Annotated in this window: 24 protein-coding genes; 10 read left to right on the top strand and 14 right to left on the bottom strand. The window is 44.5% G+C overall.

Annotation, left to right across the window (positions count from 1 at the left end; genetic code table 11):
• The first annotated feature begins 230 nt into the window (after positions 1-230).
• Genes GO755_RS18920 through GO755_RS18910 form a run of 3 tightly spaced genes read left to right on the top strand, consistent with a single transcriptional unit; the run spans position 231 to position 1,918 of the window.
• Positions 231-1,091 carry an Rpn family recombination-promoting nuclease/putative transposase gene (locus GO755_RS18920; RefSeq protein WP_157586846.1) on the top strand — a complete coding sequence of 287 codons (861 nt, stop codon included), beginning with the start codon at positions 231-233 and terminating at the stop codon, positions 1,089-1,091.
• A gap of 21 nt (positions 1,092-1,112) precedes the next feature.
• Positions 1,113-1,556, top strand: a complete 444-nt coding sequence (locus tag GO755_RS18915; protein WP_157586845.1) for a GNAT family N-acetyltransferase — start codon at positions 1,113-1,115, stop codon at positions 1,554-1,556.
• 41 nt (positions 1,557-1,597) lie between these two features.
• Positions 1,598-1,918, top strand: coding sequence for a hypothetical protein (locus GO755_RS18910; RefSeq protein WP_157586844.1), 321 nt, complete (start codon positions 1,598-1,600; stop codon positions 1,916-1,918).
• 163 nt (positions 1,919-2,081) lie between these two features.
• On the opposite strand, the gene GO755_RS18905 is transcribed toward GO755_RS18910, so the two are convergent.
• The gene (locus tag GO755_RS18905) at positions 2,082-2,675 is read right to left on the bottom strand and encodes a Crp/Fnr family transcriptional regulator (RefSeq protein WP_157586843.1); all 594 of its coding nucleotides are present in this window, start codon (positions 2,673-2,675) and stop codon (positions 2,082-2,084) included.
• A gap of 127 nt (positions 2,676-2,802) precedes the next feature.
• On the opposite strand from GO755_RS18905, the gene GO755_RS18900 reads away from it, so the two are divergent.
• Positions 2,803-3,219, top strand: a complete 417-nt coding sequence (locus GO755_RS18900; RefSeq protein WP_157586842.1) for an OsmC family protein — start codon at positions 2,803-2,805, stop codon at positions 3,217-3,219.
• 141 nt (positions 3,220-3,360) lie between these two features.
• A complete protein-coding gene (locus GO755_RS18895; protein WP_157586841.1) occupies positions 3,361-3,945 on the top strand; it encodes a hypothetical protein in 585 nt (194 codons plus the stop codon).
• Between the two features lie 19 nt (positions 3,946-3,964).
• Here the strand turns inward: GO755_RS18895 and GO755_RS41855 are convergent, their stop codons facing one another.
• The gene (locus GO755_RS41855) at positions 3,965-4,093 is read right to left on the bottom strand and encodes a hypothetical protein (RefSeq protein ID WP_262887013.1); all 129 of its coding nucleotides are present in this window, start codon (positions 4,091-4,093) and stop codon (positions 3,965-3,967) included.
• Between the two features lie 215 nt (positions 4,094-4,308).
• Between GO755_RS41855 and GO755_RS18890 the strand changes: the two genes are divergently transcribed.
• From GO755_RS18890 to GO755_RS18880, 3 genes are all read left to right on the top strand, one after another.
• On the top strand, positions 4,309-5,076 hold the full coding sequence (locus GO755_RS18890) for a MerR family transcriptional regulator (RefSeq protein WP_157586840.1): 768 nt from the start codon (positions 4,309-4,311) through the stop codon (positions 5,074-5,076).
• A 156-nt stretch (positions 5,077-5,232) separates the two neighbouring features.
• Positions 5,233-5,910, top strand: a complete 678-nt coding sequence (locus GO755_RS18885) for a response regulator transcription factor (protein ID WP_157586839.1) — start codon at positions 5,233-5,235, stop codon at positions 5,908-5,910.
• Positions 5,907-7,172 carry a sensor histidine kinase gene (locus GO755_RS18880; RefSeq protein ID WP_157586838.1) on the top strand — a complete coding sequence of 422 codons (1,266 nt, stop codon included), beginning with the start codon at positions 5,907-5,909 and terminating at the stop codon, positions 7,170-7,172. Before GO755_RS18885 ends, GO755_RS18880 begins: the two co-directional genes overlap by 4 nt.
• Positions 7,173-7,258: 86 nt before the next feature.
• Here the strand turns inward: GO755_RS18880 and GO755_RS18875 are convergent, their stop codons facing one another.
• The 10 genes from GO755_RS18875 to rsmA all read right to left on the bottom strand — a co-directional run bounded on the left by GO755_RS18875 (position 7,259) and on the right by rsmA (position 13,649).
• Positions 7,259-8,044, bottom strand: coding sequence for a DUF2490 domain-containing protein (locus GO755_RS18875; protein WP_317165904.1), 786 nt, complete (start codon positions 8,042-8,044; stop codon positions 7,259-7,261).
• A gap of 225 nt (positions 8,045-8,269) precedes the next feature.
• Positions 8,270-8,803: an arsinothricin resistance N-acetyltransferase ArsN1 family B gene (locus tag GO755_RS18870; protein ID WP_157586837.1), complete on the bottom strand. Its 534-nt coding sequence runs from the start codon at positions 8,801-8,803 to the stop codon at positions 8,270-8,272.
• Between the two features lie 42 nt (positions 8,804-8,845).
• Complete coding sequence (locus tag GO755_RS18865) at positions 8,846-9,163, bottom strand: DUF3817 domain-containing protein (RefSeq protein WP_157586836.1); 318 nt, start codon at positions 9,161-9,163, stop codon at positions 8,846-8,848.
• A 139-nt stretch (positions 9,164-9,302) separates the two neighbouring features.
• The gene (locus GO755_RS18860) at positions 9,303-9,767 is read right to left on the bottom strand and encodes a hypothetical protein (RefSeq protein WP_157586835.1); all 465 of its coding nucleotides are present in this window, start codon (positions 9,765-9,767) and stop codon (positions 9,303-9,305) included.
• Between the two features lie 112 nt (positions 9,768-9,879).
• Entirely contained in the window at positions 9,880-10,794 is a 915-nt protein-coding gene (locus GO755_RS42015; protein WP_198174867.1) for an AraC family transcriptional regulator, read from the bottom strand.
• 21 nt (positions 10,795-10,815) lie between these two features.
• Positions 10,816-11,094, bottom strand: a complete 279-nt coding sequence (locus GO755_RS18850) for a DUF2442 domain-containing protein (RefSeq protein WP_157586834.1) — start codon at positions 11,092-11,094, stop codon at positions 10,816-10,818.
• Position 11,095: 1 nt separating this feature from the next.
• Positions 11,096-11,239, bottom strand: a complete 144-nt coding sequence (locus GO755_RS42190) for a DUF4160 domain-containing protein (RefSeq protein ID WP_198174866.1) — start codon at positions 11,237-11,239, stop codon at positions 11,096-11,098.
• Positions 11,240-11,251: 12 nt separating this feature from the next.
• Positions 11,252-11,374, bottom strand: a complete 123-nt coding sequence (locus GO755_RS41850; RefSeq protein ID WP_262887012.1) for a hypothetical protein — start codon at positions 11,372-11,374, stop codon at positions 11,252-11,254.
• A 61-nt stretch (positions 11,375-11,435) separates the two neighbouring features.
• The gene (mgtE, locus tag GO755_RS18840) at positions 11,436-12,788 is read right to left on the bottom strand and encodes a magnesium transporter (protein ID WP_157586833.1); all 1,353 of its coding nucleotides are present in this window, start codon (positions 12,786-12,788) and stop codon (positions 11,436-11,438) included.
• Between the two features lie 69 nt (positions 12,789-12,857).
• A complete protein-coding gene (rsmA, locus tag GO755_RS18835) occupies positions 12,858-13,649 on the bottom strand; it encodes a 16S rRNA (adenine(1518)-N(6)/adenine(1519)-N(6))-dimethyltransferase RsmA (protein WP_157586872.1) in 792 nt (263 codons plus the stop codon).
• A gap of 262 nt (positions 13,650-13,911) precedes the next feature.
• Here rsmA and GO755_RS18830 point away from each other — a divergent pair, with 262 nt between their 5' ends.
• Complete coding sequence (locus tag GO755_RS18830) at positions 13,912-15,147, top strand: multidrug effflux MFS transporter (RefSeq protein WP_157586832.1); 1,236 nt, start codon at positions 13,912-13,914, stop codon at positions 15,145-15,147.
• A gap of 101 nt (positions 15,148-15,248) precedes the next feature.
• A complete protein-coding gene (locus GO755_RS18825) occupies positions 15,249-18,614 on the top strand; it encodes a DEAD/DEAH box helicase (RefSeq protein WP_157586831.1) in 3,366 nt (1,121 codons plus the stop codon).
• 87 nt (positions 18,615-18,701) lie between these two features.
• Here the strand turns inward: GO755_RS18825 and GO755_RS18820 are convergent, their stop codons facing one another.
• On the bottom strand, positions 18,702-19,112 hold the full coding sequence (locus GO755_RS18820; protein ID WP_157586830.1) for an antitoxin YezG family protein: 411 nt from the start codon (positions 19,110-19,112) through the stop codon (positions 18,702-18,704).
• A gap of 70 nt (positions 19,113-19,182) precedes the next feature.
• Positions 19,183-19,638 (bottom strand): YybH family protein, encoded by a 456-nt coding sequence (locus GO755_RS18815; protein ID WP_157586829.1) that lies wholly within the window; start codon positions 19,636-19,638, stop codon positions 19,183-19,185.
• Positions 19,639-19,654: the final 16 nt, after the last annotated feature.

The raw sequence follows: 19,654 nt of genomic DNA, 5'->3' as shown, positions 1-19,654 counted from the left end.
GTCTACAAAACACGATCTCAAATTTGGAAACATTTGGGAAAAAGGGCCTTTGGCAGAAAGAATTGGGGGTGATTGGGCGGATTATGGAATAAGAAAATCCATTTGAAATAGATGCCAATACAAAGGCCCTTAATTTAACAATCAAATTATAAGACCCACGATTGTCACATTAATAAAAATAATGAATACCAAAACTTCTCTAATTTAGCTATTATAGCTAATCTTGAGTCATGGAAGCATTGGAAACTAATGAGCATCGTTTTATTCCTATTATATCAGACTATGGTTTTAAGGCTACTTTTGGAAACGAAAGCAATACGCTTTTTTTACGCACATCATTAGAGGCGCTTACAAAATCAGTTATTCCTATTCGAGATATACAATTTGAAAAGAATGCTTTTGAAGCTTTAACAATAGATAGCCGAAGTGGCATTTACGATTTAGCTTGTACTGACGAGAAAGGAAACCAGTTTATCGTTGAAATGCAGTTAGCCCATTCACCTAATTTCATTCAACGCATGAAATTTTACACATTTCATAAGTTCAACACACTTGTCGAACGTGGCCAATTCGATTACTCAAATCTGCCTAAAATATATTGCATCGCCATTCTGGAAAAGAGTATTTTGCCAACAATGAGTTACCATACTGTAGCGAATCTGCGAAGCGAATTTGGCGAGCTGGTTGACAGTCAGATGTCGTTTATCATCATAGAATTAGCTAAATTTGACAGAGAGGCCGCTGCTATCCAAACCGATTTAGAAAAATTGATTTTCACCATGAAGACTTTGCATACAGTGACAGAACCAACACAGTATCCAGCTTTTTGGAATGAAGAATGGCTGAAGAAAGCGATCGATGAACTAGACACTCGAAAAATGTCTCCTGAAGAGCGATTTCAGTTTGCCCGAATTACAGCCATTAATGCGGAAGCGGTGAATGATGAAAAGAGAAAGATTGAGGCCGTTAAAATTGAAGCAATAAAAAAAGCGCTCGTTTGGAGAAAGTTATCTATTGAAGAGATCGCGGATTATAATGATGTTTCGATTGATTTTGTACGCTCTGTCCAACATCAACTCGAAGATCAATAATCATTTCCGCAAAGGTTCACCATGCTCCTCCTCCCCATCCTCCCAACCATTTCCGAAAACACGCAATTTCTCAATCATCTCGATTGCGAGCCAAGTCTTGCGATGACGATTGATTTTTTCAATAAAATAGGCTACAATCCACCCTGGATTGGCTACTATGCTCAGCTCGATGGTCATTTAGTAGGAAGCTGTGCGTTCAAGGGAAAGCCTAAAAACGGTCGGGTGGAGATTGCGTATGGCACCTTCCCAGACTATCAGCATCAAGGCGTTGGCGCCGAAATGTGTGCCCAACTGGTACAGCTTGCCCTCAAGACTGATTCTGCCGTTACAGTTACGGCCCGAACATTACCCGAGGAAAGTTATTCGACACGTATTCTCCAGAAAAATGGCTTTGTAAATCTCGGAGTCATTTGGGATGAGGAAGATGGCGACGTGTGGGAATGGGAATATGTTCGATCAAAATGAGCCGAAATTAGTTAACCGTTTATACACTACATTTTATTCGAATGACTATCGAACTGTATACGGCCCCCATCAACGAATCCGATGCACCAGCCGATTCCCCCATCTCCAACACAACGGGAGAACTCCCCGATCAGGAACCCACACTCGACTTAGGCGATTTGCTCGGTAGTTTCGACTCGCAGGATGAAGCGCTTGAGTTCATCAAAACCCAGACGTTATCGCAAGACCAATCCATTATCGATAGTGTAATCGTCTTATTCAGCCCCTACACCCACGTTGAATTCCTGACGGTTACGATACAAAACGAAGATCAGTCGACTTATCCGAAAAGCTATTATCTAGTTACGGACGAAGGGTATTAGCCCACCGCTTTAGCTGTGGGTCCTGGCAGAATTTCAACCAATTTTGACCAACCGTTTTAACGGTTTAATGGCCTAAAACCGTTAAAACGGTTCGACAATACATTTGCCATTATTTATACCCTAAAGCAGTGGGCTAATAATTCCCTCATTTCGTCTAAAATCATCATTTACGCGCCACCTGCGCCCGGATTCGGCTTAGGGATGGGCCTTTGATACCTAGATAAGACGAAATGTGACCCAACGATACGCGATTCAGAATATCCGGCTGACTTTCGATTAAATCGACATAACGTTCCTCAGCGGTTTGCGTCAGTAAACTTTCGGATCGCATTTGATTGAACAGAAAATACTGCTCGGCCAATATCCTCCCGAAGCGTTCCCAACTGTGCGATCTTGGGTAAAGCCGTTGCAAATCCTCCCGGTCAATCACTAACAATTCCGCGTCTTCCAGCGCTTCAATCAGGTACGGGCAGGCTGTTTTAGTCAGCAATCCTTTTAGCGACGTCAGAAACATGTGCTCGGGAATGAAATAGAGATTGTGTTCCAGCTCAGTTTTAGGGTCAATGTAGTACACTCGAAACAATCCTTTCAGTACAAAGCCCACCTGCCGACAAACCGAATTCTGGAAATTGAAGTAGTCATGTTTAGGCATTTTTCTAACATGCCAGAATTCGTTAGCCAGTTGCATATCGGCTTCAGGAAGTTGGGCAAACTGTTGTAAGTGTTGGTACAATATCTCGTGTGAGGCAGAAATCATAAAATCATAATCATCATAAAAATCCGCGTTCTATCGCTTTTTAACATAGGTGAAAAATAGGCAGCTATCGCTCGTCTACTTTTGTCCTATCAAAAACAAATCGCTAACAAATCTAAATCATACAAACATGAAAATTACACGGAATGCATCAGCACATTGGGCCGGAACAGGTAAGGATGGTAAAGGATCTCTGACAACGGCCAGCACCATTCTTAATCAAACGCAATATTCGTTCAACACCCGTTTCGCCGATGGTGTCGGCACCAATCCAGAAGAACTAATAGCGGCTGCACATGCAGGTTGCTTTGCTATGCAGTTAGCGTTTAACATTCAGGGAGCGGGCTTCGCGGCTGATTCGCTCGATGTAAAATGCACCATTACGCTTGAAGACGCTGGCATCACCAGTTCGAAGTTGACTCTTACGGCTAGCGTACCCGGTTTAGATAAAACCAAGTTCGACGAACTGGTTAATCATGCCGAACACAATTGCCCTATCTCAAAGCTATTCAATACGACCATCAGCGTTGATGCGACCTTAGTTTAGGCAATCTTACTAATTCTAGATACTGGCGCGGGCATTTGCCCGTGCTTTTTTATTGCGCAAAAACTACCATCAACTCATTGACAGTCAATCCAAAATGCAATAGATTTGAGCAAACGAGTTCCCCTAAATCAACTCCTTGCCATGACTACATCCCTGAAATTGCTCAAATCACTGGACTGGACCATTCACACCATCCGATTCATCAAAAATCATTTTTTGATCATCTTTGGTTTAGGATTAATTGCTGCCTTTGGGCGTGCCATTCAATTGAGAGCCTTCGGGCCAATCAGTCCGCTATCAAATACATTGCTTGAAGTAGTCGTTGAGTCCGCTCGGGTATTGATCTTCGTCTATGCCTTGGGGCTTACCAATGTTAAAACTGGCGTCCTTCGTCTTGTACAACTCGTTACAAACAGGCAAAGTCGTAAACAAAACTGGCGACTAGCTGTCCAAAAAATGAAAGACAAATGGCCTAGTTTGCTGATTAATCTAGTTGCTTTTTCGATTATCGCTCTGTTATTCAACAAGCTGATCAACCACATTGCGTATGAGACGTGCCTATACATTACGCTACAGGCGCGCCAGATTATTTCCAATAAATCCTCTGAATGGGCAATCATTCTGTTTTTCAAGAATATCTCCGTTATTCCTTTCACATTAATATTCAATGCGCTGTTTTTCCTCTGGCTTGTCAATCGACTTCCTAAATCAGTAGTCTACAAATGAGCATGTTAACGCATCAGTCCTATTGATCAAGTGTTTTCGACATGCCAATAGCCTGATCATTGGGCGCTTTCTTACTGAAAGTGACCAGGGTACCAATAAGCAGGGAAGCGAGGATGACACTAAGTAATAAACAGTGTTTGAATTTCATGAGCAGCTTAGTTTTCGAATGGAAGGATGATACAAAAATGACGTATCACTTTCCCCGCTCATAGCTTAACTTGACCAAGCGCCTATTCTGATGGATAAACTGCCTAAAAACCCAGGCAGATCACATTAGGACTTAAAAAAAATGTCAACTTTCGCTTGACTCTCCCCTTACGTCATAGCCTATATTTGTTTCGTCAATCAGGCAACGTTGTCTATATGAGGCATTATTCTGTTAATAATCTGGCGAAACTGGCGGGTGTTAGTGTGCGCACACTGCATCACTACGACCAGTTGGGCTTGTTAAAACCATCGATCCGTACCGAGGCTAAGTATCGGTTGTATGGAGAAAACGAGCTGATTCGATTGCAACAGATTCTCTTTTACAAAGAACTTGATTTCTCATTAAGCGATATTCTCGACATTTTGGAAGACCCGGATTTCAACATGATAACGGCACTGGAAAGCCACAAACTGGCACTTCAGGCCCGACAATACCGACTCTCAACGCTGTTGGCGACGATTGACAAAACGATTTCAACCTTAAAAGGAGAACAAGTCATGTTAACAAACGAAGAGTTATACGAAGGCTTCCCAAAAGGGAAAACGTATCGACAGGAAGCCGTTGCCAAATACGGGGCAGAAGAAGTTGAAACCAGTGAGCAAAACCTGCGTCAACGAGGGAAAACGGGATTTGAGCAGTTAAAAGCCGATCAGAAGGCTATTACCAAAACGCTGATAGGTATGGTCAAACAAGACCCGACCAGTGCAGTTGTTCAGCAAGAGATTGCGCATCATTACGCCAACATTCGTGGATTTTGGGGCGAATCGGTTTGTCAGGCAAAGAATATGAAAGAAGCCTATAAAGGGCTGGCTCAGTTGTACATCAATGATCCGCGCTTTACGAGCCAGAATGGTCAGGAGAATCCTGAATACGCGATCTTTTTGAGTAAGGCAATAGTATACTTTGCAGATACGAGGTTATAACGCAGAGATCCAGAGAAAAAACGGAGAAACGCAGAGAAAAAACCTCTGTTTATCTCTGCTTTTTCTCTGAATCTCTGCGTTATAACTTTAGCTCACCTTCCAGAATCTTTCCAACATTGGCTCCTATTTTAGCGCTCTATTAGCGTAGACAACGTCATGAAAGTACTAGTCGTAGAAGATGAACAGGGGTTAGCGGAAAGCATCACCGACTACATGGTGAAGGATGGGTACATCTGCGAAACGGCAGCTACGTTTCGGGATGCCGAAGAGAAAATCCACCTCTACACCTACGATTGCGTTATCGTCGACCTCACGTTACCCGATGGCAATGGTTTTCAGATCATTGAGATGCTCAAACGGCTCATTGCAACGACTGGAGTCATTATTATCTCGGCTCGTAATGCGCTGGAAGATAAGCTAAAAGGCTTGGAAATTGGCTCCGATGATTACCTCACCAAGCCGTTCCATTTGTCAGAGCTGAATGCCCGCGTGAAGTCATTACTGCGTCGGCGGCAGTTTGGTGGACATACCGAAATTCGCTTTCAGGAAATCGTTGTGGTGCCCCAAACCCGCAAAGTATTTGTGAATGGGCAGCTCACAATGCTGTCACGAAAGGAGTATGATTTGCTGCTTTATTTCCTGTCCAACGTCGATGTAGCGCTGACGAAAGCCTCTATTGCCGAGCACCTTTGGGGCGACAACATCGACTCCGCCGATTCGTTTGATATGGTGTATTCACACATCAAAAATCTACGCCGGAAATTGCTGGAAAAAGGAGCCGCTGACTACGTCCAGTCCATCTATGGCATCGGCTATAAATTCAGTCAGCCTTGAAACTACTCACTAAAACCAACCAGATTTACCTGACATTCTCGTTGGTGATTTACCTGCTAACCGGGCTGGCATTTTATCAGATCATTCGACTTCTGATTTACGATGAGGTCGAAAGTCGGTTAAAAGTAGAACGGCGGGACTTTGAAACCTATGTCCGCACGCACAATGCCTGGACGAGTGCGCCGTATTTTGTTGAGAATAAGATTGAGGTCAGGCCGGTCAGTAAGCGTGTACCCATCGCCGAGGCTTTTAAAGATACGCTCATCCAAAACCGCTATGATAATGAACTGATTCCATTCCGGCAATTGACGTTCTACGAACCAATTCATGGCGTTGTTCACCGAGTCTCTATTCGTAAGTCGCTGATTCAGACGTACCGGCTTATTGAAGTGATCAGCATCGCAATGGTGCTCTTTCTGGGTCTGTTATTGCTGGGCATGTTCTGGTTTCAGCGCAAACTCTCTGGCCGACTCTGGCTTCCGTTTTACGACACCTTATCACGTATCAAGCAGTTCGACCTCAACAATGATACGTCACTGCTATTAAGCAAGCCGGAAATTACGGAGTTCAATGAACTGAACGATGTGTTGCAGAAAATGGCGGCCAAAATGCAGCAGGATTTTCGGAGCCTGAAAGAGTTTACCGAAAATGCCTCTCACGAGATGCAAACGCCCCTGGCGCTCATCAATGCTAAAGTGGAGCAACTCATTCAGACCGAACAACTCACCGAAACCCAGACGAACTGGATTGAGTCTATCTACCAAGCATCCCGACGCATCTCGCGGTTGAATCAGGGTTTATTGTTGCTGGCTAAAATTGAAAATCGGCAGTTTAGCGATACGCAATCAGTCGATTTGTCGGCCTTGCTAACCGAAAAACTGACTGATATGGAGGAAGTGTTGTCGTTCAAGCAGTTGTCGGTAGAAGTGCAAACAACGGCTCCATTTGATGTTCAGCTGCCAGCGTCTTTAGCCGATAGTCTAGTAACGAATCTGGTCAATAACGCCATTAAACACAATCAACCCAACGGCCGAATTGAGTTGACCTCAACGGCCGATCAGTTGTGTTTAAGCAATACAGGGGGGCAATTGACCTCAGACCCCGAACGATTATTCGAACGATTCAAGAAGGAAAGCACTGGCCCCGATTCGGTAGGTTTAGGATTGGCTATTGTCCGGCAAATTTGCGATAGCTATAGCCTGCACATTGCGTATCGGGAAACAGGTGGCATCCATGAATTCTGCATTTCCCGGATAGGTTAATTTTTCTCTGACAGGATTTACAGGATAAAACAGGATCGAAGAGTCAAAAAATCCTGTTTTATCCTGTAAATCCTGTCAGAGAAAAACTAATCAGGTTGCGAAGGTAGTTTCTCCGAGTTTTTACTGCGCTTCAATCGGTAGGTTAGTCCAACTACGATGTTGTTCTTACCTGTTGCTAGCTGAGGAGTAAATACACCACTTTCAAACGTAGCGGGATTGTAATTCGTCTGATTGATAAGTCCTAGTTGTATAATCCAGTGCTGATCGAACTGGTACCCTACCCCTGCATAAAGTCGGTTCCGTTCAAACGTTGGCCCGAGCGGATTAACAAAAATTTCGTCGTAAAGAGAAAGGAAAGCCGTCTTGTCTGTAATCGTCCGATTATTGAGCGGTACAAACATATTCATCCGGTAACGAATCCGGTTACGATACGGCGTTGTTCCGTCACGATAGGTAAACCAGCGCTGCTCAATGCGATACCGGTGTTCGAATTTCAGACGTGACAAATATTGGTTGATGATAAGTTGCTCCCAAAGACGCTTTTCGGTATTAAGTGGGCCAGTCGAAAGATCCTGATAATCGTAGGTAGCATAACGCCCACCAGCCACCATCAGTGAAAAATTCTTATCAAGATCATAGCTAACACCAGCTTTCAGTTCATTATAAAAATATTGACTGAATGTACCATTACTACGAGCCTGGAGTTCAGCGAAACCGCCCCATTTTTTATCTCCACCGGGTAGCTGAACTGTGGCAATTAACCAACTTCCTAAAGGAGTCGCGGGAGTGAGAGAGGTTTGTGCTAGTGTGCGATCAGTAGTAGAAATGAGTAGACTAACGATCAGACCTAAAGCAACTAGAAAACGATTCACAGATAAGCTGTTTGTTACGGTAAGGCAAAATTAGGTTAGGTTAACAATACATGAACATTCCTATGATATTCTTAACAATTTAATAACCTGAAATAAATTCTCTTAACAATTACATAACATTACTCCTTAACACAACTAACCTATTCCTGATAATCATACTATTCTACCTCCCTGATTATCAATAAAAATGGGATACAGCGTCATCGCTGTATCCCATTTTACTTCTTACAACTTATTTATAGAAATCGGCACAATCGGGTTTGATTGATAGGGTTGCAGTGGTAATTGAAACCACGACACACTATGCCATGCTCCTAGTTTATAGCCAATATTGGTATACGTACCAACATGCTCGAAACCCAGTGATCGATGGAATGATTCGCTCTTATGGTTGGGTAAAGTGATACCGGCGTAGGCATTGTAGTAGCCCTGACGGCGCAACAGTTCAAATAATCTGGCATAAAGCCCACGTGCAATACCCTGCCGATGGCCATCTGGGTGCACGTACACCGATGTTTCTACCGACCATTGATAAGCAGTTCGGTCGCGATGCTTCGACGCGTACGCGTAGCCCAGTAATCGCCCGTCGACCTCAGCTACCAAATATGGAAATTGCTGCTGAATGGTTTGAACTCGTTCGGTAAATTCGGCAACCATTGGTACGTCATATTCAAATGTAATGGTCGATCCCGTAATGAAAGGCGCGTAAATAGCCAGAATAGCGGGCACATCGGCAGGTGTAGCAAAACGAATGGTCATAGCTCAGGCAAGATAACAAAACCTCGCCAACGGCACATGAAACTAGTCAGCTGTCGGTTCTATTTTGCTCAGTATTTTCCTGTCGATGTAGAACGTACCAAATGGAACCAGACAAGCCAGAAGTACTTTCCATGTCGTGGTTTTAAACTTCCATTGATACTCCACACCCACACTTAGCGTATTGAATACAAAGAGTAGAAACAGCACGCCATGAATAGGGCCAATTGCTTTTACAAGCGTTGGGTCACCCAAAAGGTGTTTCGCAGGAACGGCAATACCGATGAGTACCAGTAGTGAAATACCCTCTAAAAGGCCAATCAGCCGCAGACGGCCAATGTTTGTTGTAAGGAAATTTTTCATAGTTATGTTAGAACCGCACCGGCGGACCGGCAGATTTTTATGATTGGTAAGATTTCTATTTTCTGTCATCTCGACGTCAGGAGAGATCTCAAATCGCCACCTTGAGATCTCTCCTGACGTCGAGATGACAGAAAAAAAATTAATATATCCGTAAGTAAGGCCGATTCGCCAGTGGCGAAAATGGCCACGGAATAGCGATAAAGATGATAAACAAAGCAATTGAAAACCAAATTAGCATAGTTCTGAATTTCTCATGATCAGTTAAACGTCGTTTGGCTAGGGCAGAGCCAATAGTCAGAATAACAACAGAAACCAGCATGAGCAAAATGTGCAAAAGACCAAAAAAGGCCGTGTCAATATGACTAATGGCATCGTTAAAATTACTCCAGAAATAGCTAACAACTGGACTCTTGATGTACAAAATAATGCCAATTGTTAATTGCAGATGGGCAATTGTGGCCGTCCAGTGACGTGCAGAATTATCGGCCTTTGTAAATACTGCATTGGTTGTGTAGCCCTTATACGCCCTAAATATCGCGTAAAGTAAACTCGTTAAAACCAGCCAGCGAAAAAGAGAATGGACGAATAATAGAGGCAAATACATTTTCCAGTAACCTGTAAGTTAGCCTGCTTTTTTTGCGAAGCCAATCCAATAAAAAGAGTATTACAAAGGTCTCTACTTCGGGTTATTCAGGTTAGGACTAACAACGCGACTTTTAGGACGTTTCAATCATTTTGCGAAAGGCCAAAGGCGTAATACCTTCCTGTTTTTTGAAAAGACGACTAAAATAGGAAGCGTCAAGCAAGCCGACTTCGGTCGCTATTTCGCTGATAGACAAACTACTCTGATAAAGCAGAACTTTTGCTTCCAGCACAATGGCTTCATCAATCCACTTAGTGGGCGATTTCCCTGTAATTTTCCTGACGGCTTTATTTAGATGGTTGGGGGTAATGTTCAATTCGGATGCGTAATCCGTTACCCGATGGCTGGTTTTTATCCGGTCGACAAGGAGTTCTCTAAATCGATTCGTGATGCCCACAGCATTGGTCTGAGTGCTGACAGATACAGGTTTATAAACCCGATTTAACTCGCACAGTAATGCGATAAAATACGATTGAATAATGTCCAGATTCATCAGGCCATTTTCCGAATAATCGAGTAATATTCGTTTGAGCAGACGACGGACAAATTTTGACGTTTGTTTATCTAAACTGATACGCGGATTACCCCAAACCCGCAAAAATTCGAAGTCTTTAAGCAGCTCGTTTTTGCCGAACTTCCCGATAATGATGTCGTTGTGAAAGTTGCACAGATACCCATGATTCTCGTCAACATTACTAAACGAATACACCTGACCAGCGGGCACAACTAAACATTCGTTCTTGAAAATCTTGTACGTCTCACTACCGATCGTCATCACGGCTTCTCCATCTGTGAGGTAAATAAGCGTATGTGTTGTCGAGCGAATTGGGGGAACCGGAAGTTTGATCAGGCGAATCAATTTCTCTACTTCCACGATAAAAAACTTCCCAAAATCAGACTTTAGAATAGTGTCCAATTTCTGTTCGGGTTGCATATATGCATCCCGAAAATTTTCCGTGCTGTAGGTTCGTATTTTGCTTTTCGACACGTAAAATAGTGATAAACAAACCTAAGGCTCATGTCGATACGTATCGAAATTCCCTAAGATTTGCTCGATATGAATAACTTCATCAGCATCGTCAAAAGAAAAACCATTACCATATACATACCAACACTGACGCTGCTCAGCGGTTAATTTTTGAATACTTGGGAATCGATCGAGCGGCATCAAAATAGCACGCCCATCTGCCAGCTCAACTTTTAGTTGATTAGGTGTTGGAAAACAAATTGACTGTACTTTAGGTACAACATTCCAATAGCCTTCCACTTGTTGTTTTATGCTGACCATGTTAATTAATTTTTAGTATTTCAATTTTTTGTCCGCTCAAAAACTGTTGCCATTGTTTAATTAACTCCTCTTTATATAACTCTGTTATTTGTAAAACCTCTCGTTGCTCACTTGTTGACAATTCACCTGATTTGGAAATTTCCACATTCGGTTCCAGTCAGATTTTGCAAAGCTTTTCGGTGCCTTTGCGGCCTACATGCACATGCATCCGGTTCTCGAATATATCTGTACCGAAAATAGTGAATATCCAGACAGCCTGATAAATTAAAAGTTTAGGCATTTACTCTAAGTTACGATATACGTGTGAATTATGATATGCGGATAACGAGTTGGGGCTTTTCTTAAACCTCAACCAGCAACCATTGGGCAATCATAAAATAGACACCGATGCCAATCAAGTCGTTTGCCGTTGTGATAAACGGCCCTGATGCCACTGCTGGATTGATCCCTATCCGATTGAGCAACAGGGGCGTAACTGTCCCCATAAACGACGCCAGTAACACTACCGCCAGCAGCGAAGTAGCAACAACAAAAAATAGACGTGGTTCGCCGATAATGAATGTGTATGTGCCCGCAATCAAGCCTACGACTAAGCCATTGATAATAGCGACCAATAGCGTTCGTACCAGTCGTTTCGCCATGGTCATGCTGAGGCCCGTAGTATCTGTCAGACTTTGCAGAATAAGCGACGACGTTTGAATACCTACATTGCCACCAGTCGACCCAATGATGGGAATAAAGGCAGCCAGAGCCGCTACTTTCCCAAGTTCACTCTGAAATCCGTTGATAACCGTTGCTGCCAGCAAACTTCCAACTGCACCGGCTACGAGCCAGGGCAGCTGCACTTTAGAGCGTTGCCAGACATTATCATCCTCTTCTACTTCGCCCGAGAGACCCGAAATGACCTGAATATCTTCTTCGGCCTGTTCGGTAATTACGTCGACCACGTCATCGATCGTAATACGACCGAGCAAACGTTGCTGCACATTCACAACCGGAATAGCATCCAAATCATACTTCTGCATCAACTCAGCTACTTCGGCAACGGGACGATAGGTTTCTACAAACACGACATCCTCGTCGTAGAGATCAGCGATTTTGGCATTTTTTCGAGCCAGTACGATTTTCTTCAGCGATATCAGGCCGAGCAGTTTACCCACCTCATCGACGACGTAAACGGCATACACATTTTCGACATCTTCGGCTTGTTGCCTGATTTCTTCGATGCAGGCATTGACCGTCAGATTGACACTGATTTTGATCAACTCCTTCTGCATTAGGCTACCCGCAACACCGTCTTCGTAGTGCAGCAAATCCAGAATAAAGCGAGCCTGCTCCCGATCTTCCAGAAAACCGATTACCTCTTCCCGTATCTGAATCGGCTGCTCGTTCAACAAATCCACGGCATCATCAGAATCCATCTGATTGATGAAGGGAGCGAGTTCTTCTGACGAGAAAAGTTTGAGCAGATCGGTACGTATCGTGGGATCACTATTGGCGAGAATTTCTGCCCCGACCGATTTATCCAACAGACTCAGCAGGTAGTGCGCTGATTCGGGCTCCAGCTCATCCAGAATTCCCGAAATATCAGCCGGAAACAACTCCTCCATCTCAGTCCGAAGCAGTGTCTCATCACCCGCTTCAATAGCTGATTGTATATGATCGAGATAGTCTTTTGTGAGTTCGAAAGTCATTTTCTGATGTATGATATAGGATATATGATATATAAGTAATGGCCGATAGCTCCCGGCATACATCCTATATCATATATCATACATCAATCTCGTTAATTCCACAAACTGTGCCACGCTTAATTGCTCGGCGCGTTTATCCATGAACAGGCTGGCTAAGGCCGCTTCGGGTGGATTTAGGGGTTTCAGCGCATTACGAAGCGTTTTTCGTCGCTGACTAAAGCCGTGCTTCACTACTTGTGTGAATTTCCGAAAATCACAGCCGAGATCGGTGACCGTATTACGTCGAAGTGATAAAACACCCGAATGCACCTTGGGTGGCGGATTGAATACGTCTGGATCGACCGTGAATTCATACTTGATATCGTACCAGGCTTGCAGCAATACACTCAGGATTCCGTAATCTTTATTGCCCGGCCCCGATGCTACTCGTCGGGCCACTTCGCGCTGGAACATGCCCACAACTTCGGGGACACGATCGCGCATGTCCAGCACTTTAAAAAGAATCTGGGTCGAAATATTATAGGGAAAGTTGCCAATGATGGCAAACAGTTCTGTACTATCGGGCTGTTTAGTCGGGAGCAAATCGGGCCGAATATTCAGAAAATCGGCGGGTAAAATATGACCATCCAATGCGGGAAAATTCAGTTTGAGATAGTCCACTGATTCGCGGTCAATCTCGATCACATAGGTCTCGAAGCGTGTATCGTTCAAGACAAACTGAGTCAAAACGCCCATGCCCGGCCCAATTTCAAGGACTTTTTTATATTCACCATGTCCGGTCAGCAATTCAGCAATACGTTGAGCAATGCTAAGGTCTTTCAGAAAATGCTGACCGAGTTCTTTTTTGGGTTTAACGTACATCTGTGGCTTGTTTTCGGACGGTTCGGCGTTCCGGCGCAAAGGTACAGCCATCTCGTGCAAAATATACTCAAACTATATACAATTGTACCTTCATCAGTGATGCGTTAAAGAGTGCCTCTACAATGCCACCCGCCAAAGTAAATTCTTTGATTTTCAGATATTTACAACTCTATATAAGCCTAAGAACATACAGAGTCATATCCACGCGGAACAATCATTCCTTCTTGAACGTCTCTATAGAAGGTACCACCTCTTTGAGTATATGACTCGCCGACAGCATTTTATTATTATCCTGATTTTAGGTACGCTCTCTACAATCAGTCCGTTTTCCATCGACATGTATTTGCCGGGATTTCCGGCTATTGCCAAAGACCTTCACACGTCTATTTCGCAGGTTCAATTATCCCTAACCGCCTATTTAGTAGGCATTTCGGTGGGGCAACTTTTATACGGCCCTTTGCTGGATCGGTTTGGCCGAAAACTTCCACTTTACGCAGGTTTAGCAGTTTATTTACTAGCGTCAATTGGTTGTGCGGTGAGTACGTCGATTGATATGCTGATTGCCATGCGACTCTTTCAGGCGTTAGGCGGTTGCGTTGGTTTGGTAGCGGCTCAGGCGCTGGTACGTGATCTATTTCCGGTAAACCAGATTGCTCAGGTATTTTCGTTGCTTACGCTGGTGGTAGCGGTTTCGCCCATGATTGCCCCAACTGTTGGCGGCTATGCTACCATTGCGTTGGGATGGCACTCTATTTTTCTGATTCTGGCTGTCATAACCGGCCTCATTCTGGTGGGTGTTTACTTTGCACTACCCGATGGTAAACAGCCCGATGCCTCTCTATCGCTTCGACCGAAGGCCGTATTAGGCAGCTTTTTTACGGTACTGAAGCAGCCGCAATTTCTGGTCTATGCATTAGTGGGTGGCCTGGCCACATCGGCTCCCTTTGCATTTCTGGCTGGTTCGTCCGATGTATTCATGAATATCTACAAGGTAAATGAACAGGAATACGGCTGGATTTTTGCCATTCTGTCCGTTGCCGTGATCGCCCCAACACAACTGAATCGGTTTTTCCTGAAACGATTCACCAGCGAACAAATCATTTTTGCAACACTACGGTATCAGGCTGTAGTTGGCGCATTGCTAGTTTTTGGAACCTGGGCTGGCTGGTATGGGCAATATGGTCTGATGGTCATGTTATTTCTGTTTCTATGCGGGCAGGGAATCACAGGCCCCAATGCGTCGGCACTTTCGTTAGCTCCATTTGTACGACATGCGGGGAGTGCCGCAGCCCTGATGGGTAGCTTCCGAATGGGCTTTGGCGCCTGTGTTTCTGCTGCTGTGAGCGTGTTGCACAACAATACCGCTCTGCCGATGGTCGGTGTTATGCTGACTTGTGTGCTTAGTGGATTATTGATTCTCCTGATTGGGCAACGAACGATTCAGCATCGGAGTAGGCACGAAGATGTTAATGAACCGCTGGCTGAAGTTATGTTGTAAATAGGTACTCATATAAAACCGCACTTTATAGATCCATCCCGTTTGACCCCATCGGGGTCAAACGAGAATAGTGGCTAAAATCAAATTGCTTTAATTCTACAATGCCAGACCATGTTGATCCTGATCACGACTACTGGTTAGAAGGAATAACAATTCCTTCTCTGACAGATAGCCTGCTAGTCAAACACAGCGCAGGGTTTAATTCATTTTCTGATGGCTATGTTGATAGTCAGCCTAAGGACATTACCATTAATCAGGGAACGTTTACCAGTGCCTCCCGGCTAACGTACTTCCCAACAGTTACTGTTACTCAAACACAGCAATCACTGCTGGTGTCCTGTGTGTGCGATGACCCCAAAGACAAGTTATGCGGACACCAGGTACAGGTTTTGTCGAGTCTGCTCAGACGACGGGAGTTACGTATTTTCTTCGATCAGGCGCTACGATATGACGCCATCCGATTGGTTGCCAAAGATTATGGCTTAGAAAATGAGAGCCAGTTAGATGAATTTTTCGAAGTAGTTTATGAGGCTAAAGCTATAAGTATCAAACCGAAACGAAAAGAACTTACCCCATTAACACAATCAGATAAAGATTACCTTACTGCGAGCTTATTACCGAAAACTACGCGCCGGGAGCCGCCCGTCAACGAACTGGTTTCGAACTTAAAACGAATTCTGGTCTTTACGAAACACCGCTACTACGACCCGTTTTGTCTCGAGCTTTTTGAGGCTGCCACGGCACGAGATGGTCGAATAAAGAATCCGTTAGCCTCTGTTCAACCCTTCGAAGTATTGACTAAAGTCGATAAGCCGAATGATGTAAAATTCTATTCGGCTATTGCCCGATTTCAGAATCATCACCGTATTAAACAAGAAGAAACGGATCTGGAAAGCTTACGTCTGATAGCCTCAAATCCTGCCAGACTGTCCGTTTTTTATCATGTGAACAGCGTTTCAGAAAACATCACTGCGCATTCACTTGTGCCGGTTAAGCTAACGATTCTAAATACGAAACTCAGTTTATCAGTTCGGCTAATCGACAGCTTTTACGAAATCTCGGGCACGCTGACAATTGATGGCGGAACGTACGAACTTCACAAAGTGACGCTTAAGTACGATTATTTTATTCTGCTCGACGATACGCTTCACTTAATCGAAAACCCAGACTACCTGCGCGTTATTCAATTTTTCACGAAACGAGGCAGCAGAATCGTCCTTCATGAATCGAAATACGAGGATTTTCAACAGGGGATTCTAGCTAAACTTGAAGATCAGGTTCATATTAATTATGCCTACCTAAAACCTGCTACACCCACGCAGTTAGCCGAGAGCGGATTCAATCAGGAACGCGAGCGCATTATTTACCTGGAAGACACCGAAAATTACGTAGTCCTGACGCCCGTCATGAAATATGGGCCTGTCGAAGTGCCCGTGTTATCGACCAGGCAGATTCATTCGGTCGACAGCAAAGGGAAACCGTTTACAGTAAAGCGCGATGAGGACGCTGAAATTCAGTTTACAATAGCAGTGCTAGCACAGCATCCCGATTTTCAGGACCAGGCTCATCAAAACCAATTCTTTCTTCATAAAAAACATGTGCTGGAAGAAGGCTGGTTTCTGGATGCATTCGAGGCCTGGCAATCTCAGAATATCCAAGTTCGGGGATTCAACAAGCTCAGAAACAACAAACTCAATCCGAATAAAGGAAAGGTTTCGGTCATAGTTAGCAGCGGGCTAAACTGGTTCGAAACATCACTGGGCTTATCGTATGGAAAGCAACAGGTATCGCTAAAAAATCTGCATAGAGCGATCAAAAACAAAAGCCGGTTTGTGACACTCGGCGATGGAACGCAAGGCGTATTACCCGTCGAATGGCTCGACCGCTTTGCAGCCTATTTCCAGGCGGGTGAAGTCGTTGATGAACGTATCCGAACGCCAAAAGTTAACTTTTCGAGTGTCAGGGATTTGTACACCGAAGAACAGTTGATGAATGACGTAAGGGATCAACTGGCTCTGTTTACGAAAGGCTTTGCTGACTTTAAAGCCATTAAGCCAGTTGCTGTACCGAAGGAGCTACAGGCGTCGCTTCGGGATTATCAGCGGGAAGGGCTAAACTGGCTAAATTTTCTGGATGATCTTGGTTTTGGCGGGTGTCTGGCGGATGATATGGGCCTGGGTAAAACGCTTCAAATTATCGCGTTTATTCTGTTGCTACGGGAGAAAAAACGACCGAACACGAACCTAATTATCGTTCCTACCTCGCTTCTATTCAACTGGCAGGCCGAGGTAGCGAAGTTTGCGCCAACGCTCAAGATCCATACATTTTACGGCGCTGATCGCGCACTAACGAAAAAGGAATTTGACCAATACGACATCATTCTAACCTCTTACGGTACACTGCTTTCCGATATTCGATTTTTAAAAGAATACCCGTTTAATTACATCTTTCTGGACGAATCGCAGGCGATTAAAAACCCAGAATCGCAACGCTATCAGGCAGCTCGATTATTGCAATCACGTAACAAGATTGTGCTGACGGGGACGCCCATCGAAAACCATACGTTCGATTTGTATGGCCAGTTGTCATTTGCGTGTCCGGGCCTGTTGGGAAGTTATAATCATTTTAGAGCGCACTACTCCACGCCCATCGACAAGTTTGGTGACGGGAAACGCGCCCGCGAGCTTCAGGCGAAAATCAATCCGTTCATTCTTCGTCGAACCAAAGCGCAGGTAGCTACTGAACTTCCCGACAAAACGGAGATGATTCTTCATTGTGAAATGGGGCCGGAGCAGCGCAGTGTGTACGATGCCTACGAACGTGAGTTTCGCAATTTCCTGCTGACGACCCAAGAGGGCGACATTCCCAGAGATCGCCTGCACGTATTGCAGGGCCTCACCAAGCTACGACAGATTTGTAATTCACCAATATTGCTCAATGATGATGAATTTTACGGCGACTCGTCAGCTAAAATCGATATGCTGATGGAGCAGATCGAGAATAAATCACCGAATCACAAAATCCTGGTTTTCTCGCAGTTCGTGTCCATGCTCGACCTGATTCGAAAGGAACTGGAAAGCCGGAAAATTGGCTTCGAATACTTCACCGGTCAAACGACCAACCGGGCTGCCATTGTAAACCGATTTCAATCGGACAACTCTGTTCGGGTATTCCTAATCAGTTTGAAAGCCGGAGGAACGGGGCTCAACCTAACCCAGGCCGATTATGTGTATCTGGTCGATCCATGGTGGAATCCGGCTGTCGAGAATCAGGCCATTGACCGGAGTTACCGCATTGGCCAGAAGAAAAACGTAGTGGCGGTTCGGCTAATCTGCCCAAACACAATTGAGGAAAAGATTCTACTCCTTCAGGAATCCAAGCAGGAGTTGGCCGGCAACCTGATCAAAACCGATTCAGCAATCGCTAAATCGCTGACAAGAAAGGATCTGCTGAATTTATTGAGCTAACTTTTTTTCTGACAGGATTTACAGGACAAAGCAGGATTATTCATCTCCTTAAATCCTGTTGTATCCTGTAAATCCTGTCAGAAAAAATTACTCTTCTATAGGTTCTATTGGGCCGTATTTAGCTTCGCGGATGGCGATCCACTCGCGGACTGTACCACCCTTAGAGAAGTGCTCATCTTCATCCTGAATTTCCTGATCCCAGCTAAACTCAGTCGTGAATTGGCCCTGAGCTGTTAGGTCGATTTGTAGTCGGTTAGCCGCAGGCAGTCCTTCCGTTTTTCGATGCAGGTACAATTCCTGAACAGCCTCGACCATCTCATCAGGAAAATCTGTGGATAGAGGTTCAGCTTCACCAGCTGGTGTCAGATAGGTACCATCGAATTCAATTTCCTGTCCCTCCGAGAGAATCTGAACGTTCAGTCGAACGATGGTCCATTCGTTAGGGATAATGCTGCTGATGGCATCCGTCAGCACATCATAAATTTCGTTTGTTGTCATGCGTATGATATAAGGTGCTCACGCACTAAATCGTTCACAAATTTACCCAGAACCATAACGCAGCTACCAGTTAATTTTTCACCTGAACCGGCAGGTCTTCCAGTTGAGCATAGCTCAGTTTCCAGGTATTATCTCCTCCTTTTTTCCAAAGAAGAATATAGTTTCCTTCTCCAAACGCGTGTGGATCTTTAGGATTCAATGGCAGCACATCGACCGAAAATGTGCCAGCCTCATAGGCAATTTTGCTATCTGATTCCGAGCTTACTACGTTGGTTTTCAGATCGGTCAGAGTGGGTAACGTTTCGCGAACCCATTTGTCGGCTACTTCTGCTTTGCCTTTAAAATGAGTACTGCCCTGCAGGAAATGAGCGTCATCGGCCAGGAGTGAGATTATCTTGGTCGAATCTTTATCGTTCCAGGCATTGATAAACTGTCGATTGAGGTCCTGCACATTGACCGTATCAGTCGATTGCGAACAGGACGCGAAAAGGGTAGCCGCGAGTAAAATGCGGATGGATGTGTTCATGACATAACGTTTTAGA

It is taken from the genome of Spirosoma arboris, from assembly GCF_009754945.1.
Classification (GTDB): Bacteria; Bacteroidota; Bacteroidia; order Cytophagales; family Spirosomataceae; genus Spirosoma; species Spirosoma arboris.
Note: the sequence above shows the minus strand (reverse complement) of the source record. Positions and strands in the feature narration are given on the sequence as shown.